Annotated in this window: 12 protein-coding genes; 2 read left to right on the forward strand and 10 right to left on the reverse strand. The window is 63.6% G+C overall.

Annotated elements, in window-relative coordinates:
- Nucleotides 1-27: 27 nt before the first annotated feature.
- Nucleotides 28-747, forward strand: a complete 720-nt coding sequence (locus tag J9870_RS27415) for a 16S rRNA (uracil(1498)-N(3))-methyltransferase (RefSeq protein ID WP_210641744.1) — start codon at nt 28-30, stop codon at nt 745-747.
- 136 nt (nt 748-883) lie between these two features.
- Here the strand turns inward: J9870_RS27415 and J9870_RS27420 are convergent, their stop codons facing one another.
- Nucleotides 884-1501, reverse strand: coding sequence for a hemolysin III family protein (locus J9870_RS27420; RefSeq protein WP_210641746.1), 618 nt, complete (start codon nt 1499-1501; stop codon nt 884-886).
- A 197-nt stretch (nt 1502-1698) separates the two neighbouring features.
- Between J9870_RS27420 and J9870_RS27425 the strand changes: the two genes are divergently transcribed.
- On the forward strand, nt 1699-2613 hold the full coding sequence (locus J9870_RS27425; RefSeq protein WP_109755107.1) for a LysR substrate-binding domain-containing protein: 915 nt from the start codon (nt 1699-1701) through the stop codon (nt 2611-2613).
- A 118-nt stretch (nt 2614-2731) separates the two neighbouring features.
- Here J9870_RS27425 and madM read toward each other — a convergent pair whose 3' ends face one another.
- From madM to mdcA, 9 genes are all read right to left on the reverse strand, one after another.
- Nucleotides 2732-3496, reverse strand: coding sequence for a malonate transporter subunit MadM (madM, locus tag J9870_RS27430; RefSeq protein WP_176688977.1), 765 nt, complete (start codon nt 3494-3496; stop codon nt 2732-2734).
- Between the two features lies 1 nt (nt 3497).
- Nucleotides 3498-3914, reverse strand: a complete 417-nt coding sequence (madL, locus tag J9870_RS27435) for a malonate transporter subunit MadL (RefSeq protein ID WP_109755109.1) — start codon at nt 3912-3914, stop codon at nt 3498-3500.
- Nucleotides 3915-3980: 66 nt separating this feature from the next.
- Nucleotides 3981-4901: a malonate decarboxylase subunit epsilon gene (mdcH, locus tag J9870_RS27440; protein WP_210641748.1), complete on the reverse strand. Its 921-nt coding sequence runs from the start codon at nt 4899-4901 to the stop codon at nt 3981-3983.
- The gene (locus J9870_RS27445; RefSeq protein ID WP_210641749.1) at nt 4898-5521 is read right to left on the reverse strand and encodes a malonate decarboxylase holo-ACP synthase; all 624 of its coding nucleotides are present in this window, start codon (nt 5519-5521) and stop codon (nt 4898-4900) included. Before J9870_RS27445 ends, mdcH begins: the two co-directional genes overlap by 4 nt.
- Nucleotides 5515-6318 (reverse strand): biotin-independent malonate decarboxylase subunit gamma, encoded by an 804-nt coding sequence (gene mdcE / locus J9870_RS27450; protein ID WP_210641751.1) that lies wholly within the window; start codon nt 6316-6318, stop codon nt 5515-5517. Before mdcE ends, J9870_RS27445 begins: the two co-directional genes overlap by 7 nt.
- Nucleotides 6315-7166 (reverse strand): biotin-independent malonate decarboxylase subunit beta, encoded by an 852-nt coding sequence (locus J9870_RS27455; RefSeq protein WP_135847607.1) that lies wholly within the window; start codon nt 7164-7166, stop codon nt 6315-6317. The genes mdcE and J9870_RS27455 overlap by 4 nt, the downstream gene beginning before the upstream one ends.
- The gene (locus tag J9870_RS27460; RefSeq protein ID WP_003206454.1) at nt 7159-7458 is read right to left on the reverse strand and encodes a malonate decarboxylase subunit delta; all 300 of its coding nucleotides are present in this window, start codon (nt 7456-7458) and stop codon (nt 7159-7161) included. The genes J9870_RS27455 and J9870_RS27460 overlap by 8 nt, the downstream gene beginning before the upstream one ends.
- Nucleotides 7458-8333: a triphosphoribosyl-dephospho-CoA synthase gene (locus J9870_RS27465; RefSeq protein WP_210641753.1), complete on the reverse strand. Its 876-nt coding sequence runs from the start codon at nt 8331-8333 to the stop codon at nt 7458-7460. Before J9870_RS27465 ends, J9870_RS27460 begins: the two co-directional genes overlap by 1 nt.
- The gene (gene mdcA / locus J9870_RS27470; RefSeq protein ID WP_135847609.1) at nt 8334-10004 is read right to left on the reverse strand and encodes a malonate decarboxylase subunit alpha; all 1671 of its coding nucleotides are present in this window, start codon (nt 10002-10004) and stop codon (nt 8334-8336) included. It abuts the gene before it with no gap.
- Between the last annotated feature and the right edge of the window lie 45 nt (nt 10005-10049).

Here is a 10049-nt window from a genome sequence, read left to right on the forward strand (position 1 = left end):
GCGTGGGAACGATCGAGAGAAAAAAACATGAGACTGTCCCGCTTCTTCATCGACGCGCCCCTGAGCCTTGGCGAGCACGAGTTGCCCGAAGCCCAGGCCCACTACATCGGCCGGGTGCTGCGCATGGCCGAGGGCGATGCGGTGCAGGTGTTCGACGGCTCCGGCCAAGAGTTTCGCGGCACGTTGGCCGAAGTTGGCAAGAAACGCGTACGGGTGCAGTTGGACGAGCAGTTCGCCGGGCAGGTTGAATCGCCGTTGCACATCCATCTCGGCCAAGGCCTGTCCCGGGGCGAGCGCATGGATTGGGCGATACAGAAAGCCACGGAACTGGGGGTCAGCGAGATCACGCCGATTTTCAGCGAGCGCTGTGAAGTACGCCTCAAGGACGAACGCGCCGACAAGCGCCTGCTGCACTGGCGCCAGGTGGCGATCAGCGCTTGCGAGCAATGTGGGCGTTCGACCGTACCAGTGATCCATCCGCCGCTGCTGCTGGCTGACTGGCTGAAGCAGACCGAGGCCGAGCTCAAGCTGGTACTGCACCCGGTGGCCGAGCCGCTGGTCAGCCATGCCAAGCCGCAGGCATTGGCGTTCCTGATCGGCCCCGAGGGCGGTTTGTCGGACGCCGAAGTCGAACAGGCCAAGACCGCCGGCTACCACGCCGCCCGCCTCGGCCCCCGCGTGCTGCGCACGGAAACCGCACCGGTGGTGGCGCTGGCGGTGGCGCAGCAGTTGTGGGGGGATTTCTAGTTTCCTGCGTCCACTGAAGATCGATGTGGGAGCGAGCTTGCTCGCGATTGCGGTTTAATATCCAACACGGATGCCGACTGATCCACCGCCATCGCGAGCAAGCTCGCTCCCACAATGGATCAACGGCGTTCAGGCGTCAGAGCACATAGAGCAAAATCGCCACGAAGTGCAGCAGGCTGCCGGCGATCACGAACAGGTGCCAAATCCCATGGGCATGGCGCAGCCGGTGATCCAGCGCAAAAAAGATAATGCCCACGGTGTACAGCACGCCGCCCGAGGCCAGCCAGGCAAACCCGGCGCTGCCCAGGGCCGCCAACAGCGGTTTGACCGCCACCAGCACGATCCAGCCCATCACCGCATAGATCACGATCGACAGGATCCGCGCTTCGGAACGTGGCTTGATCTCCTGCAGAATCCCGATCAGCGCCAGTCCCCAGACGATCCCGAACAACGTCCAGCCCCACGGCCCGCGCAAAGTCACCAGGCAGAACGGCGTGTAACTGCCAGCGATCAGCAGGTAGATGGAAAAGTGATCAACCTTCTGCATGATCGCTTTCTTGCGCCCGCGCACGCTGTGGTAAACCGTCGAAGCGCTGTAGAGCACCAGCAAGGTAAAACCGTAGATGGCCACGCTGACGATCTTCCACGGATCGCCAGCCATCCCGGCAATCACCAGCAGCCACACCGCCCCGATGAAAGCCGCCACCGCCCCGACCAGGTGCGTCCAGGCATTGAGTCGTTCGCCGTGATACATCCAATCCCACCTCACATTCCAGAACAGACGCCAAGGCTCAGGCTTGGCGCGGCAAAGTGCAATGTTTTGCTTGTTGTGGGAGCAAGGCCTGCCCGCGATGAAGGTAACTCGGTTCCTGCAAAACCGAGTCGCCTGTTTCGCGAGCAAGCTTTGCGCCCACAGGGCACAATCGAGCGATACGAATAAGAGTCTGCCCCATGCTGATCGACGAAGAATTGACCCTGAAGAAGCTCGAGGTGTTCCTGGCCTTCATGCGCACCGGCAACCTGGCGCGGGCGGCGGCCGAGTTGCAGACCAGCAACGTCAGCGTGCACCGGGCCATTCACTCGCTGGAGAGCGCCTTGCGTTGCCCGCTGTTCAAGCACGAAGGCCGCAACCTCACGCCGCTGGAAAGTGCCTATGTGCTGGAGGAACGGGCGCAGAAACTGATCCAGGATGTGGTCGAAAGTGTGCGCCTGACCCGTGAAGCAGCCGGTTTCTCCGCCGAGCGCTTCAAGCTCGGCTCGCTGTACTCGCTGACGGTCAAGACCGTGCCGCAGTTGATCATGGGCCTGAAAATCCGCCGCAGCGAACTCAATATCGACCTGATCCTGGGTTCGAACATCGACCTGCTGTACAAACTCAAGAACATGGAGGTGGACGCGATCCTGATTTCCCTGGATGACAGCGTGAACGATCCGGACTGCGAACATATCGCGCTGTTTTCCGATGACATCTTCCTCGCCACGCCAGCTGATTCGCCCTTTGCCCAACGCAGCGAAGTCGATCTGGCCGAGGTGCGCGACGAGACGTTCATCACCTTGACCCAGGGTTTTGCCACGCATCAGGACGGTATTCGGGTGTTCAAGCAGGCGGGGTTCGAGCCGAAGGTGGCGATGCAGGTCAACGACATCTTCACCCTGTTGAGCATGGTCAGCTCCGGGGTGGGCTATGCGTTGCTGCCGGGCAGGATTGCGGCGGTGTATGAAAATCGGGTGAAACTGATCCCGTTGCAGGAAAAATACCGGTTGCAGCAGCACATCGGCGTGGTGTTTCTCAAGGCCAAGGAGCGCGATCCGAATTTGCTGGCGTTGTTGGCCGAATGCCGGATGTACGCCAATCGCCAGGCTTGAAACCGAGTCGCCCCCATCGCGAGCAGGCTCGCTCCCACAAGGGATTTGTGAACACCGATCCAATGTGGGAGCGAGCCTGCTCGCGATAGCGTCAGAACAGGCGATACAAATTCGGAACCTAGCCGACAATCCCGCGCACAATGAAGTACAGCAACGAAGGCCCCAGCAAGCAGCCTAGCCCGGTATGGAACGTCGCCGTCAACGCGCCATACGGCACCAACCGCCGGTCCGTCGCGGCCAGGCCGGCTGTCACGCCGCTCACGGTCCCGGCCAGGCCGCCGAAGACCATGGCCGAGCGCGGATTGTCCAGGCCCATCCAGCGCGCCGCCATGGGCGTGCCGACCATCACGATGATCGCCTTGATCAAGCCGGTGGCAATCGACAACGCCATCACATCGGACGTGGCGCCAATCGCAGCCCCGGTCACGGGGCCGACGATATAGGTCACCGCACCCGCGCCAATGGTAGTCATGCTCACCGCATCGCGATAACCGAACACCCAGGCAATACTCGCACCGACAATGAAGGGCAAAATCGTGCCCAGCAGCAACGCGATGGCACCGATCAACCCGGCCTTTTTCGCTTCGGTGGCCTGCACCTCGAACGCCGTGGCAACAATGGCGAAGTCACGCAGCATGGCGCCGCCCATCAAACCAATGCCGGAAAACAGTGACAGATCGGCCAGACCTTTCTGCCCGCCAGTCATTGTGCCGCCCACCCAGGCCAGCACCAGGCCGATGACGATGGCAATCGCCGAGCCGTGGATCCGGCCATAGGTCAGGCGCTTGGACAACACCACCGATACCCACATGATCACGCCGACGAAGGCGAACGCCGTGATCAGGCCGTTATGTTCCAGGCCCTTCTCGATGAGATCCCACATATCAGCGACCTCCTACTGGCGTGCCGAGCGGCGTGACTTCCGCCGGTTCATCGGGCAAGGGCTCGCCTTTGTGGGTCCGGCTGATCAGCGTAATGGTGCAACCGCAGAGCACCACCGAACCAATGGCCGCCAACACCGCCACCGGGCCGCCGTGCAAGGCCGTGACCACGTTCTGTTGCGCGGCCATCGCGACCACCACCGGAATGTACATGGCGCCCCAGAAGCCGACGCCCATTTCGCATTCCTTGGTCATGCCGCCGCGTTTTTGCATCCACAGCCGCGCACAGATCAGCAGGATCATCGCAATGCCGACCCCGCCGACGTTGGATTTGACGCCGAGCAAAACGCCGAGCAGGTCGCCCATGATCACCCCTGCCAGCGTACAGATCGCCAACAGCGCCACACCGTAAATAATCATTGTTGTAGTCCTCAAAGTGCATCGTCGAAATTGTTGTTTTTGTAATTCGCAGCCTGAGTCGGGGGTCTAGGGTTGGCGGCTTCCCTCCTCACGTAACAGCGCCTGCAGGGTATCGAGCCGGGCACCGTCGAAGGCCATGACGGTGCCTTGCTCGAACACCCGGCGCGCCAGCCCGGTCAGCACCGCACCGGGCGGCAGTTCGATCTGTAGCCGCACGCCGCGCTCGTAGGCGCTTTGCACCGTGCCACGCCAATCGACGACGCGGCACATGTTGAACGCCAGGTCGTCGCGCAGGGCCTCGGGGCTGATCATCGGCCGGGCGCGGCTGCCGCTGAGATAGCCAAGAGTTGGCGCTTTCAACGGCACATTGGCAAACGCTTGGGCCAATGCTTGCGCCGGGATCTCCAGCAACGGGCAATGAGACGGCACGCTCACCGCCAGCCGGCACGCCTTCCCGGCACCCTGGCTTCGCGCTTGCTTGGCAACGGTGCTCATGGCCTGGTCGCTGCCGGCGATGACCACCTGGTTATCGGCATTGATGTTGGCCAGGTAGACCGGTGTGCGGGCGCTGTGCACTTGCGCCAGCAGGGCTTCCACTGCCGCCAGGTCCAGGCCGATGATCGCGGTCATGCCGTAGCCTTGCGGATACGCCTGCTGCATCAACTCGCCTCGCAGGCTGACCAGTCGCAACGCATCATCAAACCCCAGCGCACCGGCCACTACCGCCGCCGGATAAGCGCCGATGGACAGGCCCGCCACATAGTCCGGCGCAGGCGCCTGTTCCAACAGTTGCCGAGACGCCGCCACGCCAGCGATCAACAAACACAGTTGCACCGCACGGGTCGATTGCAACGCCTCGGCACTGTCCAGTTGCAGCACGTCCTCGCCGAGCACATCACCCGCCTCGCCCAGGATTTGCGGCGCCAGGCCATGGAGCATGCCTGCTCGCTGCGCACCCTGGCCGGGAAACACCAAGAGACTGCTCACGCGACCTGCTCCAGCGACGGCTGCCAAGGATCGCTCACCAGCCGCGCTTGAAGATCATCCTTGAGCAAGACCCGGCGCGCCGAGCCCGCCCACTCGCGCAGGGCGACGGCGCCGAAAGGCGTTTGCAGCTGCATGTCCACGGCGCACGGCGAAGCTTGCAATTGCGCCAGCAACGCCTTGGCTTGAAGACGGCCCAACCTGCGGGGCACACGCAGGATCAGGTCGAGGTCGCTGCGCTCATGCAACGCCTCGATACCACTGGCGAGCTCGAACCCGGCGCTACCACTGACGCCCCAGACGCAGCCGCTGGCGTCGAGCAGCGGGCGCAGTCGGGACAGCGCCTGCAAGGCCGGCAAGTCGCGAGTCGACGCAACGTGACAAAGGTCTTCTGGCCTGACGCGACGGGCAATCGCCGCGATCGCCATCGACGTTGCATAGCGCTGCTCGCGTAAGCGTCCGCGCACACCGACCGCGATTTGATCCGGTGCCGTCAGCGCGCGCCGAACCACCACCGGTTGACCGGCGGTGATCGACTCGATGACCCACGCCGGCGCATCCGCTGGCAACTGCTGCGCAGTCATCCCCCACAGCAGGTCATGGGCCAGATACGTACTCACCACTGCTCTCTCAGCAGTTGGCGAACCCGGCTCGACGCGACGCGGTTGTAAGCCCCCAGACGGCCGCTCAGATCACGCGAGCCCGCCTCTACATCTTCAATCGCCTGGAGCAGACACTCCGTCACCCGCGCCAGATCCTCCGCCAACGGCTGTTCAACCTGCTCCACCGACAAGGTTTCCCACAGCAACCCCAGGCTGGCGAAGCTGTCGATGTCATAGGCCATCGGCGGCACGCTGGCGGCCAACGCCTCAAGCTCTTCGACACTGCGCAGAGTGACCCGCGCCGCCGAGGCCTTGCCCATGGCGTGGACCATCACGCCCGGGTCGCGCAGGGCAATCAGTCGGTTGGCCTGGTAGCCGTGGGCAAGGAACGCCCCGGACATCGCCTTGCCCACCAGCAAACCGATCACCGGATGCCCGGCCAAACGGGCGCGAGCATAACTGTCCGCCGCGCCAGCCAGCGCCTGATGAATGCCAAGCGCTTCTTCGCGCCGGCCATAGGCCTGGCTCGGCACATCGACGATGGCGATCAGCGCACGCTTGTGGGGGGCATCGCGGTCGGCGTCGATGGCGTCATCCACCGCCTTGGCCAGGCCCCAGCCCTCCAGCAGGCCAACTTCACCATTACGAGCGCGGGGAAAACGACTGTCGGGATCAGCGACCACCGCCAGCAGGCGCACATTGTGCTCACCCAGCTTGGTATCGGCGACTTTCAACGAAGCGGGCAATCCTTCCAACGGTTTGGCGCCGTCACTCAATGCCTCGAACCAGCGCAAGCCTCTTAATGAATACGCACTCATGGGCGTTCTCCCTGATACAACTGGCGAACCGCTGCCGGTTCGATTTGCACTTGCGTGTCCAATCGAGCCAGGCGCTGCAAGAACAGCTCGGCCTGGCCGCTGCGGTGTTCGGCGGGCACGCCCAGGTGCAGCAACTGGCTCACCTGTTGGCGGATCTGCGTCACATCATCGGCCGCATAACGGTCCACCAGTCCCGTGGCGAAACGCTGTTCACCGCCGGTCAGGCTCCAGATGAACGGCCGGTCTCGCGAGTCGTATTCGTCGATCCCCGCTTCCTGCTCGATCACTTGCGGACCGTTCAGGCCAAGCCGCGCTTCCTGGGTCACCAGCAGATAACTGCACAGCCCGGCGGCGATGGACATGCCGCCAAAGCAACCGACGCTGCCGGCCACCACACCAACCACCGGCTGATACTGGCGCAGGTCGACGATCGCCGAATGAATCTCGGCAATCGCCGCCAACCCGAGGTTGGCTTCCTGCAAACGCACGCCGCCGGTTTCCAGCAGCAACACGGCGCGGGTCGGGATGCCTTTGCGGTTGTCCTCGGCGGCCAGCTCCAACGCACCGGCAATCTTCGCGCCGCCGACCTCACCGAGGCTGCCACCCTGGAAGGCGCCTTCGATGGCAGCGATCACCACCGGCAGGCCATCGAGCGAACCCTTGGCGATCACCACGCCGTCGTCGCTTTGCGGCACCACGCCCTGGCGCAACAGCCAGGGCGACATGATCCGCTGGAACGGGTCGAGCAGTTCGCGGAAGGTACCGTCATCGAGCAGGGCCTTGGCCCGTTGCCGAGCACCGAGTTCGACGAAACTGTGCTTGTTGAGCAACGCTGCACTGTCAGTCATGGCCGATCTCCTCGAAGCCTTGTTCCAGGCGCAAGCGCACCACGCCGGGGGTGGCGCCGAAATCGTGGATGTCGATAGACAGGGCTGGCGGCGTCTGACCATCGAACATGCGGGCAAACAGGTGCTGCCAGCGTTGTTCGCTGCCGTTGACCGAGGTCTGCACCTGGATGGTCAGTTTGCCCGCCAGGCCCGGTTCGATCAGCACTTCCAGATCACCCGAGCCGACGCAGCCCACCAACGCCCGGCCCCGAGGCGGCTGCCCGGCGGGAAATTCAAAGGATAAGGTTTCCATCAGCACACTCCAGGGAAGAGGCCATCGCCGCGTTCGATACGGTCGAGAAACAGGCAGGCGGCGAGCAAGTCGGCAGCGCCGCCGGGCGAGGCGTTCAAGGCAATCAGTTGTTGGTCCAGCGCGTGTAACTGGCGACGACCGCCCAGGCTCGCACTGCCACCGGCGTCGAGCACCGCTTTGGCACCCTGTTGCATGGCCTGCAAACCCGGCTCGCCGGCACGGTAAAGTACGCAGGTGTCGGCCAGGGTGGTCATGATCGCCAGCAAGGCATCGAGCCGGGCGTTCTGTTCTCCGGCGCCCGCCGCGCGACTGCGCTTGAGTTGCGGCAAGCCCAGACCGGTGACGGCCGGGAACGCCAATTGCGCTTCTTCCCGAGCTCCCCGCACGCCGTAGCGTTGGGCTACCTGGGCGCCGTGGCTCAAGGGTTGGGGCGCGTAACGGTCGTTGAGCAAGGCCAGGCGGGCGGCACGTAAAGTGACGGAGCTTGCGACACTGGCTTGAGGCTCCAACGCCGTCGCAGCCACCAACAGGCCCAAGGCCCAGATCGCCCCCCGATGGGTATTCACGCCGTTGGTAGTCGCGAGCATCGCCGCTTCCCCCTCACGTCCGATCCGCCCAAGGGCTTCGCGCAACGGCAAGCCGATCTCGCCACAGCCAAGGGCGGCGTCGGCCATTTCCTTGAACGCCGGCCACAGCGACAGCGCCGAAGCGTGCATCAGACCCAGGTGCAGATCGGTGTGGGCGCCATTGCCGCGACGATCCACCAGGGCCGGTTTCGGCGACAGGTCGGCTTCGTCGATCAGCGCATCCACCGCGATATCGGCCAGACGCTCGGCCAAAGACAATCTTTCAGGTTGCAGGTTAAAGGCGTGCATTTACCAGCTCCTGAACTTGGCGGGCGGGTTGTAGAGGCCACCAGACCACTCCACCAGATCGGCCACGCTCTTGGCCGCGAGCAGCTCGCGGGTGGCGTCGGTGCGACGGATACCGAGGTCTTCAGGCAAGGCGATCAGCCCTTCGCGACGCATGCGGGCGGTGTCTTTCGGGTCGTGACGCAGGCCGATGGCGGTGACCCCGGCCACGGCGGCGATCATTGCCTGGCGCTCCTCCAGGGAGCGGGCCTTATACAGGTAGGCAATGCCTTCCTCGGTCAGCAGATGGGTGACGTCGTCGCCATAGATCATGATCGGCGCCAGGGGCATGCCAGCCTTCTTCGCCACGTCCACCGCGTCGAGGGTTTCGACGAAAGTCGGTTTACCGCCCTCCTGGAACGTCTCGACCATCTGCACCACCAGTTTCTTGCCACGCTCAAGCAGCGGCGCCTCGCCGTCGCCGTGGCGCATGTCGAGCCAGGCTGGCGTGCCGTGACGGCGACCGCGCGGATCGTGGCCCATGTTCGGCGCACCGCCAAAACCGGCCAGGCGACCACGGGTAACCGTCGAGGAATGTCCGTCGCCGTCCACTTGCAAAGTGGCGCCGATGAACAGGTCCACCGCGTACTGCCCGGCCAGTTGGCAGACCATGCGGTTGGAGCGCAGCGAGCCATCACGTCCGGTGAAGAACACATCGGGTCGGGCGGCGATGTAGTTTTCCATGCCCAGTTCGGTGCCAAAGCAATGCACACTTTCGACCCAGCCACTTTCGATGGCGGGGATCAGGGTTGGATGGGGGTTGAGGGTCCAGTTGCGGCAAATCTTGCCCTTCAGGCCGAGGGATTCGCCGTAGGTGGGCAGGATCAGTTCGATGGCGGCGGTGTTGAAACCAATGCCGTGATTGAGGGACTGGACGTTGTGTTTTTCGTAGATCCCGCGGATCGCCATCATTGCCATCAGCACGTGCACAGGCTTGATGTGGCGTGGGTCGCGAGTGAACAGCGGTTCGATGTAGAACGGCTTGTCGGCCACCACCACGAAATCGACCCAGGAGGCCGGGATATCGACCCGTGGCAAGTCGCTGACGTCGTCCACCAACTGGTTGACCTGAACGATGACGATGCCATCGCTGAAGGCCGCCGGCTCAATCAACGCCGGGGTGTCTTCGGTGCTGGGGCCGGTGTAGATATTGCCGGCGCGGTCGGCCATGAAACCGGCCGAGAGCACGACGTTGGGAATCAGGTCCACCACCAATCGGGCATAGAGCTCGATGTAGGTGTGGATCGCGCCGATCTCCAGCAGACCGTCTTCGAGCAACTGACTGATGCGCAGGCTCTGGGTGCCGGCGAAGGAAAAATCCAACTTGCGGGCGATGCCACGTTCGAACAGGTCCAGGTGCTCGGACCGGCCGACGCTGGGCATGATCATGTGCAGATCGTGCAGCTTCGCCGGGTCGACTTTGGCCAGTGAGCGCGACAGAAAATCCGCCTGCTTCTGGTTATTCCCCTCCAGCACCACACGGTCGCCGGGCAGAATCAACGCCTCCAACGCCGCAACGATCTTGTCGGTGGGCAACACCACACCGTCGGCAAGCCCCTTCACCAGCTCGAGACGCCGCTGCTTTTCGCCGCGCCGCCGCGTCCAGCGCGAGTCGGGGGATATTGTTGTTGTCATGACCACTCCACGGGTTCGCTGTCGTGGAGGTCACATTAGGAGTGT

Source organism: Pseudomonas sp. Tri1 (assembly GCF_017968885.1).
In the GTDB taxonomy this organism is placed as follows: Bacteria; Pseudomonadota; Gammaproteobacteria; order Pseudomonadales; family Pseudomonadaceae; genus Aquipseudomonas.

Bases quoted from the DNA above. Each gene is read 5' to 3' on its own strand.
- J9870_RS27415 (WP_210641744.1), top strand. From the start codon at position 28: ATGAGACTGTCCCGCTTCTTCATCGACGCGCCCCTGAGCCTTGGCGAG.
- J9870_RS27420 (WP_210641746.1), bottom strand. From the start codon at position 1,501: ATGTATCACGGCGAACGACTCAATGCCTGGACGCACCTGGTCGGGGCG.
- J9870_RS27425 (WP_109755107.1), top strand. From the start codon at position 1,699: ATGCTGATCGACGAAGAATTGACCCTGAAGAAGCTCGAGGTGTTCCTG.
- madM (WP_176688977.1), bottom strand. From the start codon at position 3,496: ATGTGGGATCTCATCGAGAAGGGCCTGGAACATAACGGCCTGATCACG.
- madL (WP_109755109.1), bottom strand. From the start codon at position 3,914: ATGATTATTTACGGTGTGGCGCTGTTGGCGATCTGTACGCTGGCAGGG.
- mdcE (WP_210641751.1), bottom strand. From the start codon at position 6,318: ATGAGTGCGTATTCATTAAGAGGCTTGCGCTGGTTCGAGGCATTGAGT.
- J9870_RS27455 (WP_135847607.1), bottom strand. From the start codon at position 7,166: ATGACTGACAGTGCAGCGTTGCTCAACAAGCACAGTTTCGTCGAACTC.
- J9870_RS27460 (WP_003206454.1), bottom strand. From the start codon at position 7,458: ATGGAAACCTTATCCTTTGAATTTCCCGCCGGGCAGCCGCCTCGGGGC.
- J9870_RS27465 (WP_210641753.1), bottom strand. From the start codon at position 8,333: ATGCACGCCTTTAACCTGCAACCTGAAAGATTGTCTTTGGCCGAGCGT.
- mdcA (WP_135847609.1), bottom strand. From the start codon at position 10,004: ATGACAACAACAATATCCCCCGACTCGCGCTGGACGCGGCGGCGCGGC.